At 65.6% G+C, this 18,947-nt stretch carries 12 protein-coding genes; 2 read left to right on the top strand and 10 right to left on the bottom strand.

The genetic code is table 11. The features are described 5' to 3' along the window. Positions 1-141 precede the first annotated feature (141 nt). On the bottom strand, positions 142-459 hold the full coding sequence (locus DI269_RS03440; protein ID WP_112133729.1) for a hypothetical protein: 318 nt from the start codon (positions 457-459) through the stop codon (positions 142-144). Positions 460-675: 216 nt separating this feature from the next. Between DI269_RS03440 and DI269_RS03445 the strand changes: the two genes are divergently transcribed. Together DI269_RS03445 and DI269_RS03450 are read left to right on the top strand one after the other, a co-directional pair. Beyond that, positions 676-2,073, top strand: a complete 1,398-nt coding sequence (locus tag DI269_RS03445; protein ID WP_157974740.1) for a helix-turn-helix domain-containing protein — start codon at positions 676-678, stop codon at positions 2,071-2,073. A gap of 4 nt (positions 2,074-2,077) precedes the next feature. After that, complete coding sequence (locus tag DI269_RS03450) at positions 2,078-3,079, top strand: NAD-dependent epimerase/dehydratase family protein (protein ID WP_112133731.1); 1,002 nt, start codon at positions 2,078-2,080, stop codon at positions 3,077-3,079. 114 nt (positions 3,080-3,193) lie between these two features. On the opposite strand, the gene DI269_RS03455 is transcribed toward DI269_RS03450, so the two are convergent. The 9 genes from DI269_RS03455 to DI269_RS26755 form a co-directional block, all read right to left on the bottom strand. Then, entirely contained in the window at positions 3,194-4,321 is a 1,128-nt protein-coding gene (locus DI269_RS03455) for a hypothetical protein (RefSeq protein WP_112133732.1), read from the bottom strand. Further along, positions 4,321-4,935, bottom strand: coding sequence for a DUF4365 domain-containing protein (locus DI269_RS03460; protein WP_112133733.1), 615 nt, complete (start codon positions 4,933-4,935; stop codon positions 4,321-4,323). The genes DI269_RS03455 and DI269_RS03460 overlap by 1 nt, the downstream gene beginning before the upstream one ends. Then, positions 4,910-6,943 (bottom strand): DrmB family protein, encoded by a 2,034-nt coding sequence (gene drmB, locus DI269_RS03465; protein WP_112133734.1) that lies wholly within the window; start codon positions 6,941-6,943, stop codon positions 4,910-4,912. Before drmB ends, DI269_RS03460 begins: the two co-directional genes overlap by 26 nt. Beyond that, entirely contained in the window at positions 6,940-10,725 is a 3,786-nt protein-coding gene (drmA, locus tag DI269_RS03470; protein WP_112133735.1) for a DISARM system helicase DrmA, read from the bottom strand. Before drmA ends, drmB begins: the two co-directional genes overlap by 4 nt. Then, complete coding sequence (locus tag DI269_RS03475) at positions 10,722-14,759, bottom strand: Eco57I restriction-modification methylase domain-containing protein (protein ID WP_112133736.1); 4,038 nt, start codon at positions 14,757-14,759, stop codon at positions 10,722-10,724. Before DI269_RS03475 ends, drmA begins: the two co-directional genes overlap by 4 nt. After that, the gene (drmD, locus tag DI269_RS03480) at positions 14,756-17,941 is read right to left on the bottom strand and encodes a DISARM system SNF2-like helicase DrmD (RefSeq protein ID WP_112133794.1); all 3,186 of its coding nucleotides are present in this window, start codon (positions 17,939-17,941) and stop codon (positions 14,756-14,758) included. The genes DI269_RS03475 and drmD overlap by 4 nt, the downstream gene beginning before the upstream one ends. Before the next feature lie 297 nt (positions 17,942-18,238). Continuing rightward, positions 18,239-18,535: a hypothetical protein gene (locus tag DI269_RS03485; protein WP_112133737.1), complete on the bottom strand. Its 297-nt coding sequence runs from the start codon at positions 18,533-18,535 to the stop codon at positions 18,239-18,241. Next, positions 18,532-18,810 (bottom strand): hypothetical protein, encoded by a 279-nt coding sequence (locus DI269_RS03490; protein WP_112133738.1) that lies wholly within the window; start codon positions 18,808-18,810, stop codon positions 18,532-18,534. The genes DI269_RS03485 and DI269_RS03490 overlap by 4 nt, the downstream gene beginning before the upstream one ends. Next, positions 18,807-18,944, bottom strand: a complete 138-nt coding sequence (locus DI269_RS26755) for a hypothetical protein (RefSeq protein ID WP_157974741.1) — start codon at positions 18,942-18,944, stop codon at positions 18,807-18,809. Before DI269_RS26755 ends, DI269_RS03490 begins: the two co-directional genes overlap by 4 nt. Between the last annotated feature and the right edge of the window lie 3 nt (positions 18,945-18,947).

Here is an 18,947-nt window from a genome sequence, read left to right on the forward strand (position 1 = left end):
GGTTGCCCTGGGAGGCTCGTTCGGCCTCTCGTCGGCGGGCGCGCTGGAGATACCACTCCAGAGGCCGACGTGGTGCGGAGGCCGGAGGCTCGACGTCCCATTCGGGGCGCTTGCCCAGGACCAAGGCGAGTCCGTGGCCCGTCATCGCCGACGCTCGGTGTAGACGTGTGCCGCTCGGACCCGCTGGGCGTTGAGCCATGTCTTCGGGCGGCCGAGGTCGCCCGACCAGTTGACCTCGAAGCGGTTTTCGGCGTCGGTGATCGCGCCCGACGTTCGGTCGTCGGCCGAGAACAGCAGGATGAATCCGTCGCCGAGCCGGGGATCGATGTAGATCTCGACGTTGACGTGATCGTCGGTGGCCCAGAATCTGCAGAAGGTCATCCGGTCCGGAATCTGCAACTCGACAGTCAACGTCTCATCAGACACCATGCCGTCGTGAAGGCCGGTCTCGCCGTTCATCTCGACTCCCGTTTCGTTCGGCGGAGGCGGATCGGGAAACGGCGTGCGCGCCTAGGTGATCCGCCATTGCATCGACAGCGGTCCCGCTCCGCTGGAGTTCCGGCACAAGCTGTCACATGTGTAGCCTGGAGCAGGACATCAACGTGTTCAAGCACTTGAAACGGACAAGCCAACCCGTCCAATTGCTGGTCCGATTCGGACCGGATCGGAGGCGAAGTGCCGAAGCCACTCAAAGCTCAGGACCCTGGACGCAGTGTCGACGCGTGGGTCGGCGCCGAGCTGCGCCATCGCAGGTTGCAGGCCGGATTGAAGCAGGCGGAGCTCGCCGACTTCGCCAAGGTCGACCCCTCGCTCATCAGCAAACTGGAACTCGGGGTCCGCGGGCTGCAGGCCGACACCGCCCGCCGCCTTGATCAGGTGCTTCGCACCGAAGGCTTCTTCCAACGAGCCCTTCCGCTCGTCGAGCGGGAAAAGGACAAGCGCGCCGGCCAATCGGACAACCTCGCTGAAACGGCCTCTGATACAGGCGGAGCGCCCCTTCTCGGAGGCATGCTGGAGTCTCGCGTTTCTGGCGATGTCAAGGAGGGCAATGTGCATCGACGTGATCTGCTGGTCGCGGCAGTCGGCTTGACCGGACTCGCCGCCCAGGTGACGCAGTCCTTGGAGCAACGGCTCGAATTCTTCGAGCTGGACATCGACGACGATGCGCTGCAGCAAGTCGAACAAGCCGTCAAGGCACTCGCCCACAGCAATCGCCCCGCCGAGGAGACGCTGCAGTCCGCGCAGCAGGTGGCGGCTCGCGTTGCGGTCCTGGCCGACCGGACACGACGTCCCTCGAAGCTCACTGCCGCGCATCGATCCGCTGGGCAGCTGCATGCGCTCATGGCTTCGTCCGCGTTCGACCTCGGGGAATGGGACGCCTGCGACAGGATCAGCAGCGCGGCCCGCACTTACGCGTCGCTGGGCGAGGACGACTCACTCAGTGCCTGGGTGCTGGGGCTCCAGGCGTCGGCCGCGAACTGGCGGTCCGATCCCGATGCAGCGCTGGTCTTCCTGGAGGAGGCATCGCTGCTGGCTCCGAAGGGCGAACCGGCGCTTCGCGTTCGGGCGATCATGGCCCGCTCGTTCTCCCTGCTCGGCGACGTCGGCGCCCTGCGCAGGCTCCTCGGCGATATCGAAGCTGAGGGGACCCCGAACTCCGAGGACCCTCTGGCCGGCCGGATCGGCGGCGAATTCGCTTTCGGCGAGGCCAGGGCGGCGGCGTGCCTGGCGACCGCCTGCCTCGACTCCGGGCTGGGGGCCGAGAGCGAACGCTGGGCGACGCGGGCGCTCAAAGCCATGGACGCCACGCCATTCTCGAACCGGAGCGTTTCCCAGGTCGCCGGAGCCAGGATCGACCTGGCCGCCGCGCAACTGCTGTCCGGCCGGGCCGGTGAAGCGGTAGCGCTGCTGGAGTCGGTCATGAAGACCTCGCTGATCGGCAACGCCTCGATCGCGGGTCGGCTGCGTCGTGTCAGGGGCATGCTTGCCCATCAGCGATATCAACGGGATGATCGAGTCCGCACCGTCATCGAGGTGATCGATGGCTCCACCGGTGCCGACCAGAAGGGGTGACGACGTGCGACTGCTCGTCCTCGGAGGAAGCCAGTTCGTCGGGCGGGCGATCGTCGCCGAAGCGCTCGCACGCGGCTGGGACGTGACCACGTTCAACCGAGGCCGATCCGGTCTCGATCTGCCCGGCGTCGAGGCGGTTCGAGGCGACCGCGGAAACCGCGCCGACCTTGAGCGCCTGGCCGCATCCGGGACGTGGGACGCGGTGGTGGACTCCTCCGGTTACGTGCCCAGGAACGTCCTCGAAGTCGCACGCATCCTGCAGACGTCGGTGCAGCGGTACGTCTTCGTCTCGACCCTATCGGTCTACGAGGGGTGGCCGACGCAGCCGCTGACCGAGGAGTCGCCGGTCCTGCCGTGTCCGCCCGATGCCGACGAGACGTTCGGAACCAACACGGAGAACGGCCCCACGCAGTACGGCTACCAGAAGTCCGGCTGCGAGGCCGCGGTCCTGGAAGTGTTCGGGACCGCGAGGAGCACGCTCCTGCGCGCCGGCGTCGTGCTCGGCCCGCACGAGTACGTCGGTCGCCTCCCCTGGTGGTTGCAGCGCATCGCCCGCGGCGGGCGCGTCCTCGCCCCGGGCGACCCCGCGCGGAGCATCCAGCCGATCGACGTCAGGGACATCGCGGGCTTCGCGATCGATTCAGTCGCGAACGACGTCGAGGGGGAGTTCAATCTGACCGGATCGGGTGAGGCGACGTTCGCGGACTTCCTCGACGCCTGCGCGAAGGCGACCGGTGCCGCTCCTGAACTGGTCTGGACACCCGACGAGGTGCTGCTGGAGCACGGGGTGCGGCAGTGGTCGGAGCTGCCGCTGTGGCGGACCTCGCCGGGGACTTGGGATGTCAGCTCCGCGAAGGCGCGGGCCGTGGGCCTGGCAACGCGGCCGATCGCCGACACGGTCCGGGACACCTGGGAGTGGATGCGCGATGCAGCGCTCGAAGTGAACGACAGGTCGGCCGAGATCGGCATCGCACCCGAGAAGGAGCAGCGAATCCTCAACCGCTGACCCGCCTACCGGCGAAGCGACGTCCGGACGAAGATCGCCGGGGCGGGCTAGGCCGTGGGCACCTCGTCGGACACATAGCTGAACTCCGCCCTCACCGCTGTTGCGTCAGGGCCACTACGCCGATGTGTTGAAGCGATCCCGTCCGAGGTGCATACGATAGCCGCCATTCTCGTGGACGATCTCGCCTTCGACCTGCACGTTCCGATTGTCGCGGTGAGCCGCGACGGCGAGCTCGAAGTCCTCTTCGGTGATGAACACCCAGAGCGTCAGTTCCTCCTGCTCGTCTTCCCGGGACGCGACGCCCTTGATCTGGATGCGGCGGCGATTGGTCAACTCCTCGATGTGCAGGCTGATCACTCGACCCCGGACTACCGCAGGACCCGTGCGGGAGAGCCGTTCCAGACGCATCCCGAACGTGTGCAGTTCGGCGGCCATCCGGTCGGTGAAATGCAGCGGCACGCTCGCAGGCTGCCGGGTGTGGCCGAAGCCCCAGGTGAAAGCGATGTCGAACGGACGACTTCGGTCCTCGCCTCCGAGATCCGACAGCGCCTTGCAGAGATTGCCTGAGACGCCCTGTTCAGCAGGGTTGGGGATCCTGCCGTTCTCTGCCAGGGTCGTCGCCACGCCATGTGCCTTGACGACGGCCGCTTGAAGGTCGACCGCGACTTGATGATCGGAAGGCCCTTCCGGCTCGGGCACAAGTTCGGCGAGCAGGTTCGCAAGCGAATCCTCACTGGTCGAAGGGGGTTCGCAGATCTTGGTGGCGAAGATATAACTGCCCGGTTCGGTGAGGCAGAGCTGGACCCTGTCAAGGAGTGCCCCTACCGCCTCATTGGGTCTTTCGCGGTGAAACAGGCTTGGTCCCTCGAACGCGGTCCTGGCGCCGTCTCGCAAGACCTGATAGATCGCCTCAATCGCCTTGCGGCCGTGACTGAGCGGGATGGTGCCCGAAGGGGTCGCGGGCAGCAGCCGGAAGCGCTGCGTGTCCGCGCGCGGTTGAGCCAGCTCGGCGAGCAGCGTCGAGACGGGGCGGTCCTCGATCACGGCGATGTCGCCGACCGCTCGGCTCAGCAGCTTCTGGCCGGATGGGCTGTGCGGCTCTTGCGGCAGGAGCACCTGGTCGGACTCCGGCCCCCGCTCCCACACAGTCGTTCCACGCCAGGTCGCGACGGCGTTCCAGCGCTGGGCTTTCAGATAGGAGACGAGGACCTCGGGGTCAACCCGCTGATACTGTTCGTCCATCAGATTCCCCCTCTCGGCTGCTCTGACACAGTCGGGGCGAGACCCTTCGCGGCCCTATCGAAAAGCTCGGCCAGGGCATCGGCCGTGAGCAGGTTGGCGCGGGGCACCGACACCGTTCTGGTGGTGCTGCGGCGCACACCGTCGTTCTCGCCCTCCAGTGAAAGCCAATAGGTCGCCGCCCGAAGATGCAGCCCGGTTTCGGCGGCCACCGTGTATCTACTCTGCGACTTCGGAACTCTGACAAGGAAGAGATAGGCCGGCGGCCCTTGATAGTCGACCATGCTGAGATCTTCGAAGGCCCGGGCGTCGAGATCGTAACGCCAGAAATCGCCGACTTCCCTCAGAACGCTACAGCTTTTTACCTGCACGTCCAGGTATGGGGCCGTACGACGTTTGGCCCCACTTCTTCTGATCATGTAGTCGGTGCCGTCATCGCGCTTGAACTTCGCAAGATTGAGACCCGCCGCTATACAGAGCGCTTCGACGGCGATCTCGCCGAAATCACCTTGATGGTGGTTGCGGTTGATGCCCTCATAGAGCTCTGAGCCCGGCGACTGCGCCGACTGATCTTGAGACACCATCGCAACCTCAACTGAAGAAGGCAAGTCGCTCATACCCAGGCAAGGGGATGAGGAAGCGGCGGTCGAGGAATCGGTTGGCGCGTTCGCACGAAGTCTCCGAGGCCATGACGCAGCAATGGCAGGCGGCTCCATGCAGGAAGTCCTCGGGGGGCTTGGGCGTGCGTGCCGCGCAGAGCGGATCGGACGAGCAGCGCTCGGCCCGATAAAGACCGTGCTCGATGATCTTCAGCAGCCGGTTCGGCTCGCTCAACTGCACGAGGCCCCCGAGGGTGCCGTCGGAGTCCGAGGCGGTGGTGAGGACGACCAACCCGGCCGAGGCGGCCCGCCCTTCCGATTCCGGCCAGGCATAGAGCCGCTCGCTCAAACTGGCGGCTGAATAGCCGCAGGTGAGCGAGCACTCTCGGATGAGGATGTGGGCGAACGTGTGCAGCAGCCAGTACCTGGGCGGCTTCATCCGGGAACTCGGCTCGACCTTCTTGGCGGTCTCTGAGAACCTGTTGCGGAAATTCTGGTCATGGGACGCGACGTGTGCCTTCCACAGCGGACTGTCCTTGACCTTCCTCTCCCACTTCGAGACCCGGCTTTCGTCGAACTGAAGGAAGATCCCCTCGCCTCGGTCCTCGGTCGCCACCGTCCAATCCGGGCGCTCGCGAGTGAGCGGCACGAGCCGCTCCTCCAAGTCGGCGACCCGGTCCATGTCGTCAATGCGGGTGAAGCCGAGCAGCGCGTTGACCTTCCGCAAGCTCTCCACCGCCAGGACTCGGCCGAGGCTTCCACCCAGCCATTCGCGGTTCCAACTCCGCTCTGACAAAGTGAGGCCGCTTCTCACGTCGTCATGCCCGGGGCCGAGCGGATCCGCCTTGAGGAGGTACTCCCACTCGGGGACGAGAAGATCGACAGGATCCCACTCACCACGCCTCTTCTCCTGCTCCTCCTCCGGAACCGCCGGTGCCAGTGCCTCTTCAACGGCGGCGAGCAAGGTCTGGTCGTCGACCTCTTCCAGGTCGATGTGGGTCTTGAGAATCATCCGGATCAGCTTCGGGTTGCCGCGCAGCTCAGCGAGATCCTCTCCTTGTGCGTTCCACATCCGCATTGCCAGGCTGTCCGCTCGATCGGCCTCGGTCTGGGGCATGACGATGACGGACTGGGTCGCGCCGAACCATAGGTTCGAGGCGCCGATGAGCATCAGTTTGGGTTGCACTCCGCAGCCGCCGCGCTCAAACGTTCCGAGGTGCGGGTGCCGTCCTCGGCAGCGCGGGAGTTTCTCGGCGCCGGACTCGCCCTGGGCCTCGCTCATAGGACGCCTCTTGTCGCACTGCGTGCAGGCGATCGTGGCCGCCGCGCCCTTGCCCGCGGTACGGTCGGTCATCCGCAACTGCGGATGCTCGATCCCCGAGGGGCACGAATCCCCCCTGTGGATCCACCAGTCGTAGGGGAATTCGTCGAGGTGCCCGTCCTTGCATGCGAGCAGGTACCGGGCCGGGACGGCCGTCTGCGCGCTCGGCCTGCTCCGGGGCCGGTCGTGGCGGCCGTAGCATTTCTCGTGGTAGAACCGGGCCTGGTCCGGCCGGTGACGTTTCACGTTCACATAGGCGAACTGGCTGATCAATCCGAGGTTGTCGCAGCCGGTGCAGCGCAGCCATTGCGGGAACACGCGGGCGGGCACGCCGAGGTCCTTGCCTTCCTCGGATCCGGTGAACGCCACGGCCTGCCAGGGGAAAGGCCGGAGTTCGATCCTCGGCGATCTCAGTAGCACCGAGACCGCCTTGCGCAGCTGCGGCGCCTCGATGACCAGCGGGTCGCCGTCCCTCCTCGCCCAGATGCGGTTCCAGTCGTCGAGTCCGGAGGGCATGACGGTGAACTGAGGAAGGTCCATGACCGCTCCGGGCCCGTACGTGTACAGCAGGGACGAGGGACGACCCGACCCCACTTTCGCGTAGTTCCGCTTTCGGCCGGCGCTCCGCTCGACGTCGGCGTCGCCGAGAGGATCCAGGGTGCGGTCCTCCGGCACCTGTGCGAATCTCGACTGCGGGTCGGTCATGCCGATGCCCCTTTCGGCGGTCGCTGCGCCTCCCAGTCCGGGTCGTCCTCGCCCCGGTCGAAGAGGTTCTCCTTGATGGGGCTGACGAGCAGGTTGATCTCAGGCTGGACTTCGCGCATCGAGTTCGGCACCGTGAACGGTCCGATGTCCCTGCGGTCCGCCATCGACCGGGCGTTTTCGGGGCTGATCATCAACGAGCCCATTCGGGACTCGTCGCTCACGCGGTCGTAGACCAGCGCTCTGCGCTCCAGATGGAGCTGCTTGCGGCGTCTCAGCCAGTCGCCTAGCCGTTTCTCCAACCGGTCCCGGGCCCGGGTGGCGGTGTCGACGTCGCTCGCGCGGGCCACGCGATCGCACAGTACGTCGATGAGCCGCAGCACGAACTCCTGCTCAGTTTCGATGCGCCCCGCGCTCCGTTCAGGGGAGAGCCCGATGGGCCGGTCGGCCTGAAGCACGCGGGCGGCGCTGACGAGCACCCCGTCGAGCCCCCGGTCGAGGGAGGTCTGCGAGAACGGTGTCACCGACAGCGCCTCGACCTGGGAGTAGAACGTCTCGTGGTAGTGCCGGAAGGTCTCGAAATGCGCCAGGTCGCGTGGCCGAGCCCAGTTCCCAAGTGCCACTATGAGACCGGGGCGGCCCGGGTCGCGGCCGACACGTGAGGTCGCCTGGATGTACTCGGCGGTGTTCTTCGGCTGGCCCACCACCAGCATGAGCCCTAGCCTGGTGATGTCCACGCCGACTTGCAGCATCGATGTGGCCAGGACCGTATCGAGCGGCAGCCTGTCGCGCTGAGCGAGCGTCTTGCCCTGCCCGTACGCTCTCCCCCGTTCCCGTTTCGCCGTGGTTGAGTCGAAGGCCGGGTCGAAGGGCAACGCCATTTGGTCCAAAGAGGCTCCGACATCAGAGCTGGCGATTCGGGAGGTGAGTTCCGCGGCGTGCAGGTGCCCGCCCGCGGTGCCGGTGCGACGTGGCAGCTTCGACCACTCGCGGCCCTGCTGAAGCAGCGTTTGGATGTCGTCGCCGAGGAAGCGGGCCATGCCGGCCAGTTCTCTGGTGGCGCTGAAATAACCGACCAGGGTCATGTACGGGTCCGCCTCGTTCGCCTGCCCGGTGTTGAGCAGGAGCTGACCAGCGGCCATGAGGACTTCGGAAACCCGGATCTCGGCGCTGGTGAGCCGGACTCCGGTGGTCGACACCCCGATGTACCGGCGGCCGGGGGTCTTCTCGGTGACGGGCAGTTCCTTCGAGAAGTACGTGTCCCCCGCATCGATGACCTGCGGAGGGAAGATCGTCGTGCCCCGTCCGTACAGCGCCTTCACCTGGTCGGGGGCGTTGCGGGCGGTCGCGGTGGAGGCGACGAGCAAGGGCCGCACGAGCTTGCCGTCCGCGGTCACCCACTCGGCTGCGGTGTCCACTGCGGTCTCGAACAGGCCGACTGTGGTGCCGAGCGAACCGGTGATGAGGTGGAGCTCGTCCTGGATGACGAGGTCCGGGGGACGCAGTCGACCGACCGGGCGCACTCGTGCGGCGGGATGCGAGCCCTTCTGCGGGTGCCTCCCATTGCCGGTCACGTCGCAATTGGCGTAGTCGGCATGGACGTAGCCGTGCCGGTCGCAGTGCTTCGCGACGTACCCGAACAGCGAAGCGGCCTCGCCCTCGCGGGCGAGTCGCGCGAACTTGTCGACGGTGGCGATGACGAACGCCGGCGCCAGCCGGTAGATCTCCTCATCGACGGTGAGGACTGGGAGGCCCTCTTCGGCTTCACCGCCTTCGGAGAAGGGGCATTCGGCGAGCTCGTCTCCGCAGTAGACGCGGACCCGGCGTTCGATCGGGTCAGGCTTTACGTTGCTCAGCTCGATCTTCTCGCCGCACCAGGGGCAGCGTTGAATCTGGAGCACCGTCAGGCGGTGCGCGTCGCTCTTGCTGGTGACGGCCTTCTTGATGTCGTCGTTGGCCTCGTCGAACCGCTTGGGGCTCACGCTGGTGCCGACCCACAACCCGATCCGGAAGGGCTCCGTACCCCAGGTCTCGGTGTCGCCGAGCCGGACGGATTCGGCCGCGCAGATGAGGGCGGTGGCGCGTTGGAACTGCTGTGAGGTGAGCAGCCGCAGTGTGTATCGCATAATGACCGCGACACCGGCATTGCCGTTGAGAGGCCCCGCCTTTCTCTCTACCACTCCTTGAAGTCGTCGGATCGCGAACGTGAACGCCGCCAGGCCGAGGTATGCCTCGGTCTTGCCGCCGCCGGTGGGGAAGAACAGCAGTTGCGCCCGCGCGAGGTTCCCGGACCGGTTCTCCCAGGTCGGGTCGGTCATCATGTGGATCTGGGTGATGATGAACGCCAGCTGAAAGGTGCGCCAGTGGTGCGGGAACTCCCCTGCGAGCACCTGGTCGCGGGCTTCTTCTATCGAGACCGACAGATCCTCGGCGCGGATCGCGGCGACCTGCGACTGGATGCGCTGCGCGGCCATGGCCTGGTTCATGAATCGGAAGCAGCGCTGCGCGTCCGCGTCCGCGAGCAGGAATTCGAGGCCATCCGCGAGCTCCCTGTGGACCAGTTGGGCTTCGGCGACGGCGTCTATCGCCTCGTCTCGCAGGTGTGCAGGCAGTTCCGCCGCTTGCACTTCGCGATCGCCCAGCCAGGCACGGTAGCCGTCGACAATCGGGCGGAGCCCCGATGCCAGCTCGGTCGGTTCGGCCTTGGCGAGCTTCGACATGTCGAGCAGCACCCCGGAGACTTCCTGGGCGGCGGTCTGCGGGGTCTCGCAGACAGGCAGCCAAGTGGTCCAAACCCGCTTTGCCCGGCGGGCCCGAGCATCGCCTTCGGGGGCGAGGTCCCACTCGGTTTCCCAACCCGCAGAGCAGGTTCGGCCTTGCGCGAATTCGAGCCGGTTGCGGTATTGGAGGTCGAGCCTGCGGATCTCGCCGTCCGCGTCGGGTGTCCAATCGGCGTCGGTCACAAGGTCGCGGACCGGTAGGAACACGGATTCGCCGTTCGCCGACACTTCGAGCTTCGTCTGGTACATCCAGGCGTTGACCGGGATCTTCCGCGGCGTCTCGCGGTCGTTGCACAAGACGAGTTCGATGGCGGCGCGGCCGTGCGCGGGATCGTCGTAACGGTCGACATGGAGGGAAACTGTGTCCCGCAGGTGAAATTCTCTGGTTTCACCGTGGATCAGATCGGCCAGGCGGATCTCCGTCGGGATGTCGAAGTCCTCGCGCTTGTACCGACGACCGGACTTCGGATGCGGGGTCCGCTCTGTGCCTTCGCCGGCATCTCTGTGGACGTTGTAGACGCCCCAGGAGGCTCGGACTTCGAAGCGCTCCAGGTCGAGTGGCACCTGAAACCGCAGGCCCATCGATGCGGGAATCATGAGGCCGCGCTGCTGCGGGATGTCGTCGACGGTGTACTCGTCGGAATCGACGGAGCCATCATTCACACTCGCCATGGGTACACCGCGGCTGATCTCGGCGTCGGTCTCGTCGCCGATGTCCATCGCGGGATGGTCCTCGTCGGCGTCGGTCGGCGGCGTCTTGCCAGCCTCGATCTTGGACGGGGCGATCCGGCCGATGAGATATGCGGCGTCGGGGGTTCCGTCAAGGATTTCTTCTCTGGGGTTCTGCGGCTCACCGTTGAAGATGCCGCCGGCCGGACCGAGAAGTTCGCGCTCAAGGATGTCGGCGAGATTCTCGCGGGCGGTCCAGGACTTGCCGTCGGGAGGGAGCTTGATCTCGTAGGATGAACGGCCGTCGCCATTCGAGTCCACCGGCACGCGATTCATTCCTCATCTTCCTCTGCATCGACGGTGGGGGTCTCGCCTTGGAGGGCGGCTCTCCGGTGGTTCTCCTTGAGAAGCCGATCGAAGACCTCGACCCTGGCTTCTCTGGAGAGGGTGAATCGAGTCATTCGGCGGTATTCGTGGAAGCCGTGGTCGGGGTTAATGTCGGCCCAGTCGTAGGCAGCGAGGACAGCTCGGTCGAGCTCGACGTGAATCTCGCGGAGGCGGGCGACATCGGAGTCGATAGAGTGCCTGACCTCTGGGTCATTGACGAGGTTGTAGAGCTTGGTAAGGCCAAGACTGCGGCGAAGCATGATCTCTCGGCGCTCGGTGTCGAGGGTTCGACCGAACAAATGAAGGTTGTTGGATTCATTCGGAAATGGGAAATTCAAGAAGACATCAGAGGGCGTGTATCGAACGTCGGTGCGCATCGAAGATGCGTATTTGATCGCCCAGAGCTGATGCAGGCTTGAAGAGAAAACTGCCTGGTCAGAGTATGAGCAGGTGACAAATACTCCAACAGCATCACTAAAGACCTGCCCCGCCGGGACTCGCAATGGCATAACAGTGTTGCTTACTCGCGAAATAACCAACACTTCGTCAAAAGACTGGATAGCCTTTCGCAGAGCCGGACGCGATCGAAGGAATCTCCACCAAGGATAATCACGGACAGCTTTAGGTTTGCGCAAGCGCTCAGGTTTGACTACTTGCTCGACTCGCTCAAATGGCAACAAGAATTGAGCGGCCTCGAGTTCAGTCTTCTCATTGAAATCGATGACCCATCTTGAAGCCGAGTTGTCGGGGCGCTGGTTCAAGTCTTCGCCGTTGAGATACAGGAACAGAACTTCCCTATTCGAAGGGTCGGCCTCCATCCAAACAGCAGCTTCCTCTGGCTCGATCACGAACCCCAATCCCAGAACAATGCAGCCCTGGAACGCGATATTTGCGTTTTCGCTAAGTCTCTCTGGATGTCGCTCACGGCCTCTCGCAGGATCGAGCATAGGAATAATCCAGTCGGTCGGCTTTTCATCAGCGATCCGCTTCACACCCTCGGAAACCGGACCGAATGTACCCCACACCGCCGCGAATTCGAGGTTCACGGTCTTGACCGGCCATCTTCGGCTTTGGATGGACCGTGTGATGGTGAAGCCGCCGGCTTCGAGCCGGTCGAGGCCGATTTCTCGGGTGTCACCTTGTGCGATCGTGTTGGTGGCAATCAGTCCGAGGTTTCCTGTCTCAGTCAACAACTGCTCCGCGCGCAGGAAGAAGTAAGCGACGAGGTCGGAACTACCTTTCTGGCCTCCGGCTAGTATGTTGACAAACCAGTCGCGAGTTGTCGTCCCAATCGCACCCGTAATTTTCTGGCCGCCCATGTACGGAGGGTTACCGACAACGGCATCGAAGCCGCCGTGATCAACCATCACGTCCGGAGCCGCCAGTACCCAGTGAAGCGGCTTCCACCTCTTGTAGTCAGTGTCAACCGTCGGCGTGAGTCCGGCTTCAAGAATATCGTCAAGCAGCGTGCGGTCGGCTTCACCCTTCTTCGGGTATGCCTGTCCCACAGCGATGCGAAGTCTCTCGTAAGCCTCCTTGAGCTTCTTGCCGGACTTTCCACCAAGCTGCAATCCGGCAGCGATCACGCCGTCCGCGATATCGGACAGCTTTTCGGTGAGTTCACGCTGGCGCACCACTTGCCGTCGCTTCGCCGCCGCAGAGCGCTGCGGATCCGAGTCGTCGACCTCGGTTGCGAGGTTGCGACGCAGGGTGGTTACCTTGATCAGGATGTCCTTGACGTTGACGCGGTCAACGAACTTGCCCGGGTTGTTGATCGCAATGTCGAACATCGTGTCGAGTTCGGTGTTATCCGGGTCGAGGCTGATCATCTCGATCTGCTTCGGATCGACGATGCCGAGCAGGGAGTTTCCGCAGAAGACCTTGTCGTCCACGAACGCAAACGGCAGGTCCGGGTCGAGGGAAACCAGCCACAACGACAGCTTGCACATCTCGACTGCCAGCGGGTTGATGTCGGCGCCATACAGGCATCGGGAGACGACCTTGCGGATCGCCCGGATCTCCAGCTCGTGCCCCACCCTGGGGGTGGGCTCCTCCTTCTGCCACGCCTCGATGAGCCTGGCCGCAAGGTACCGGGCAGCCGCGACCAGGAATGCCCCTGAGCCGCACGCGATGTCGACGATCTTGAGGTCCAAGATCTCATCGCTGTCGAGCAATATCCATTGCGTCGAGTCGTCAGTCTGGTGCGGGCCCGGCCGGTACACCAGCGGCTCCAGCGCATATCTGACGACTTCCTCCGCGAGGTCTTTCGGCGTGTAGTGCGCGCCCGCGTTGGCCCGCGACGGGGTCTCAACCACGATGACACCGCCGGGCATCACCACCAGCGGCCAGCCGCGGAGGTCGCGACGAATGACGCCGATGAAGGGCCGCAACCGCTCCTGGAGCCGGGGGTCCATCGTGACAGCGCGAATCGCGGTCTCGACGTCCTCGGCCCCCGCCTTGAGCACCTTCGTCAGCGCGTTCGCGCTCGGCGGCTCGGAGGCCTTCTGGTTGTCTCTGGCCCATTTGATGATCGCGGCGGCGAGCTCGGCTTCACCGGAGTGCTTCGCGCCGAGCGCTTCGAGAACGCTCAGAGGGATCTCAGGCTCGGCGCCGGCCTTGCCGACGAGACCGACGGTGACCTCCTCGACATTGGCGGCCGAGTAGCCGAGCAGGCCTTCGTAGATGTAACCGATCTGCTCGACGTCGATCTCACGGAAGGAGATCCGCATCGTCTCGCCCTTGACTTCGGGCTTTTGGACGGCTTGGAGCACTTCGAGCATGACCCGGTCGGAGACGGTGACGGCCAGGCCGTTGCGGCCGGCTTTGGTGAGGAACGCGGTCCGCTTGGGGTCGAAGAGGGATCCACCGTAAGCGGGCAGGCGCAGGTTCTCGAAGACCGCGCCTTCGTACAGCGCCCGTGACGTCGCCAGGAGCCGATGCCAGGTGATGTAGGTGCCGCCGAGGGCGCCGTGCCCTTCGTCCCGGGCCCTCTGGTCGAGCAGTTCGAACCGGTCCGAGAGACCGTATCCGGAGGCGAAGAGCTCGTTCTGAGGGAGGAGCCCGCGTTCTTCGGCGAACAGCAGGAAGACCACGCGCATCATGACGGTGACCGCGGCCTGGTAGACAGTATCGCGTTCCGCCGGAAGCGGATCGGGTTCGCCGTTGTCGAGGGCGCGCAGCGCCGACTCAGAGAACGACTGCACCAGCAGCTCGACTGCTTGGCGGACATGCACGCCGAGGGCTTCGGTGATGTCGGCGGCATCGGCGACCGATTCGATGAAGAGTTCGCTGAGCCGGTCGGCGGCTCTGCCGCCGATGAGGTGCTGGCGGCTCAGGAGCTTCGCGAATGCTGCGATCGCCTGGGGCTCTTCGATCCACAGGTGCGCGTCGGTAATGCCCGAGGCGGTTCGAAGGTTCGGCTGGGCGCTGACGACGGCCCACCAGCGCCCGTCGGTGACGACACCGATCGGTACGTCAGAGGTGCGCAGGAGTTCGCTCATCCGGTCGATCGGGCTGGCGTTCCAGCCGTCTGTGAATGCGTCGCGGAGTGACTCGACGGGGTCGCATACGAGGGTGAGCGCCCCGATTTGCCCGCCGCGGACGAGCCCGCCGCTCGGGGTGACGATCACGGAACGGTTCGGGGACTTCACCTCGATTTCGGCGAGCGCGGCCGAGTCTGCGGCGGCATACGAAGCGCCCCAGCCGAAGAGGTCGCGGATGACGGTCTCGACCCAGGTGTCGCGGGCTTCGCGGTAGTGGTCGAGTGAGGCTTCGTCCTTTTCGCGGTCGAACCGGTCCCAGGCGGCCTCGAAGGCGGGGAGGGCCGCCCGAAGTGACGCGCGGGGTTCAGCGGCGATCGCGGGGATGCCGGCCGGCCAGACGCGTTTGAGCACTGGCAACGATAGGAAGGGGCCCTCGGCTTCGACCAGGTCAAGCCAGAGGCGGTGCAGCTCTTCGGGTTTGACGGGTCGGCGTTGCTTCATCGGCGCGCCTTCGACCGCTCGGCGTCCTCAGGTGTCAGCGCGAAGATCACGGCCGCTCCGGTCAGATGCGGCTGGACATCCGTGTACCGGGCTTCGATCGCGGCGCGTTCGAGTTCTTTCTGCCGGTCGAGGTCGTGCAGCCGGTCCTCCATGGCCCGCAGGTCTGCTCGCAGCTGCTTCTCCTGCTCCCTGTCCAGGTCGGCTTCGCCGCGGTGGTCGACGCCGAAGAGGGCTTCGGACTGCTCTTTTAGTGCCCGCCCCAACCGGCCCACCGAGTCGTTGAGGTTGGCCCGGAACGCTTTGAAGATCTCCTCGGAGCGGTCGAGGTCGGCGTCTTTGCGTTTGCCCAAGTCGGCCTGGACCTGTTCTCTGCGCTTCCTGGCCTTGTCCTTCATCGCGTCGAGCAGTCTGGTGCGGAGCCGGGAGTCCTCCGCGTTCCAGTTCTCGGCGAGCGCGGCCAAGACGGCGGGCTCGGCCAGGCGCAATCGTTCCCGGTCGAGCGCCTGGTCGAGCGCCTGCTCGGTCCGGGCCTGCGCCAGCGGCCTGCCATTGAGGCGAAGGCCAGTGAGGAACACCTCCTCGTGCAGCCGCAGGCCGCCGCGACCGACGAGGACCAAACGCCCCATGGCCGCGACGCAGGATTCGTCGAGTCCTTCGACGACGGTGGCGGTCACCCGGTGCAGGAGGGAGTCGCCACCGAAGAGTTCGGCCCGCAGGAACCGGGTAGCCCGCTGCATGACGGCATGGCCGAGGTGGAGGTAGACAACGTCGGGGCGTGCGGCCGCGATCTTGCCGTTGAAGGTGATCGGTCGAGGGTTGTCGGGGTCGAGACGTGTGGCGAGCCCGGCGAGCGTCGGCTGCCAGGACGCGTCGAGTCGCGGGATGCGGAAGAGGCCGTCGACGTCGGTGGCTTCGTCACCGGAGTGGTTCTCCACCGGGATCAGCGCGGGCTGGCCGCTCAGTTCGAACGCAGTGTCGATGACGCGGCGCGCGTTCGCCGACGTCCAGTGCATGGCCGCCCGGGTCCGCTCGTGGTCGTCGGAGAGCCTGGCCAGTTCGCGATTCAGTTCAGCGCTGCCCGCAAGCGCCCGACCGATGACTTCGCTGCCGATCTCCGGTGCGACCTTGGCCCTCTTGCGGTTCGGCGTGGAAGCGAAGTGGCCCTCGACCTCAGCATCGATGTCGGCGACCTGGTTGACGGAACCGAGATCGGCAGCGACGGTACCGACCTTTTCGGCGATACGGCCCATGAAGTCGGCGTCAGCGGCATAGGTCGTGGAAGTCTGCACGGGCCGGAACTGGCGGATCTCCGGAGTGTGCGGCTGCCCGTACCGGTCGATCCGGCCGATGCGCTGTTCGAGGCGGGAGGGGTTGAACGGAATATCGTAATTGACGAGCCGGTGGCAGTGCGCCTGCAAGTCGATGCCCTCGCCGGCGGAGTCGGTCGCGAGCAGCACCCGGACCCGGTCCTTCTCCGGCCGGGCCGAGAAGCGGGCCCGGATCTGCTCGCGGTCCTCGTGCGGGGTCGACCCCTGTATGACGGCAAGCCGGTCACCGAACCCGGCCTGCTCCAGGTTCCCCTTGATCCAGTCGACGGTCGCGGCGTACTCGGAGAAGACGACGACCCGTTCGTCGTTCCATCGCTTCCCGTCCGGGCGACAGACGGCGTCAAGGTAGCCGATCAGAGCAGAGAGCTTCGAGTCGGGACGATGCTGGAACCCCCGTCCCCATTGGACGAGCGAATCGATCTCGGCCCTGGAGGCCGCCGACAGCGGGGCGCTGGCTTTACCCGCGCGCAGCGTCTCCGCCTCAGGATGGTCGGCCTCTCCTTCCTCCTCGTCGGCCTGGCCCGAGCCGAGCACGTCCTGGAAGTAGTCCTTGTTCTCGTCGAACCTGCCCGCCGGAGACCCGTCGGCGAACTGCTGCAAGGTCAAGGCGAATGACCACGGGCTGGACAGGAACCGCTTCTTGAGGAGCATCGACATGATGTCCCCGGCGCGGCCCTTGCCGTTCCGGCGGGCGGATGCGGTGAGGATCCGCTCCAACTCCGCGAAGTGCTCCTGCTCATCGGCGGTAGGGTCGAAATGGATGGACTCCAGTCTGCGGGGCTTAAAATCCTTCTCTTTGATCTGCGTCTTGAGACGCCGGACGGCGACCTCTGCGAGCGCGTTCTCATCGAGGTTGGCGCCGCGCGCGAACCGGCGGTCGTCGATCATCTCCAAGAGGGCGGTGAACGACTCGCTGTAGCCGTTGTGCGGGGTGGCCGAGAGGAACAGCCGGTGCTCGCACTTCTCGGCGAGCGCCCGCGTGGCGGTCGTCCGCTGGCTGTCCACCGCGTAGCCACGAGCTCCCGCGACGGTATTGGGACTTGCGGGGGCGACGTGGTGGGCTTCGTCGACGACCAGGGCGTCGAAGGCGTATCGGCGTCCGTCCTCATCGGCGCGAGTGTCGGCGTAGATCTCGCGGAGGAGGCGCTGGGCCCGGATCGTCGGAAGCCACGGCATGCTCACGATGACCCGGGGGAAAAGCCGGAACGGATTCGCGGCCAGGCCGTGGCTGCGCCTGATCCGCGCCATGAGGGCGCTGTCAACGATCGTGAAGTCGAGACCGAACTTGTCGCGCATCTCGTCCTGCCATTTCAGCCGCAGGCTGGGCGGGCACACGACGATGACGGACTTGGCGCGCTGGCGGAGCAGGAGTTCCTGGACGACCAGGCCGGCTTCCACGGTTTTTCCCAGACCGACGTCGTCCGAAAGAAGTAGGTTTGTCCGGGATGAGTTGAGGGCGCGACGCAGGGGTTCGAGCTGGTAGGCCTCGATGTTCACCCCGGAGCGGAAGGGCGACTGGTAGGCGTCGGAGCGGGCGGAGGTGACGGTGCCCCAGCGGACGGCGTCGACGAAGGCCGCGAGCCGGTTGGGATCATCGAACGTCTCGGGGCTGAGGCTCTCGCGCAGTCCGTGCGCCTGGAGCAGTCCGTGGCCCACTTCGATCTCCCAGACGACCCGCAGCTCGGAGCCCAGCTGGTCCTCGGAGAGGGATTGCAGACCGACGACCTGGGTCGTTCTCAGCGGAGGCCCGGACCCGGGCACCGCGGGGGCGGGCTGCTCTCGGACGTCGGTCACGGCCCAGGTCGATCCGCGGACCGAAACCACCTGGCCGAGTTCGGGGATCTCGGCCTGCATGTCGGTATGGAGATGTTCTGCCGCCTGATTCGCCACGGGGCCGCTCCTTCAGGATCACCGCAGGCCGGCAGGGCGTTCGAGGGGAAGCGAAGCCGTTTCCAGACCCGCGGTCGATTTTAACAAGAACAGCAGGAATGAAGAACCCCTCAGTTACAGAAAGATGCGACACCGTGACCGATGGCAGGGTGAGGACCGCCTTCTCGATCTTGTTGCAACCAAGCGGGTCCCGTCGTTCGAGATCACGCGCCGTACCCCTCGGAAGCGCGGCAGCGCCGAGTTCCCGACGCTCCCGCGGGTTCAGCCGTCGCACTCCTTGAACATGTGGTCCTTCAATCTCCAGAGGTCGATGGCGTGGTCGAGGACGGCGAGGGTTCGGGTCGGGTCGCCTTGGCGGATCCAGGCGAGGCCCGTCGGAGCGGGGACCAGGCGCGGGAGGCCGTCGAGGTGGGTGACTCGGCCGAGGAGCGTGTTCTCCATGTCGGCGAACGTGACGCGCAGGCTCGGCTGGTGCCAGACCCACGCGAAGCTGAGGCCGGCCTGGTCTACTTCGGCCATGCCGAGGACGGGGAGCCGGTCGATGAAGTGAAGGGTCATCCGTCGACCTCCGCTTCGTGGCGGGCAGCGTGGGCCCAGATCTGGGCGGCGTGGTGCTTCGCCGTGCGGCGCAGCTCGGCGGGCCATTCGGCGCGGTAGAGGTGGAGTCTGGCGAAGCGGGAGCCGATCCGGTTGATGTAGCCCAGGTCAACGGCCGGTTCGGGTGCGATGCGCCGCAACCGGACCGAGGTGGTGGAGCCGCCGGCGAGCTGGTAGACCTCGATGCGGCGGTGTTCGAGGGTGAAGCGGCCCAGGACGATGCGTTCCGGATTCATGCCGCACCGCCCCACGAGAAGCCGATGAGGGTGGTGAGGACGTCGCGGAGCGGGTCGGAGTTGATCTTCGAGGCGAGCAGCTTCACCGCCGAGCGGCGCTTGGGGCAGCCGTGGGCGCCCACTTGTGGTTGCACCAC

Origin of the sequence: Glycomyces dulcitolivorans, from assembly GCF_003265355.1 — a bacterium.
GTDB lineage: Bacteria > Actinomycetota > Actinomycetes > Mycobacteriales > Micromonosporaceae > Glycomyces > Glycomyces dulcitolivorans.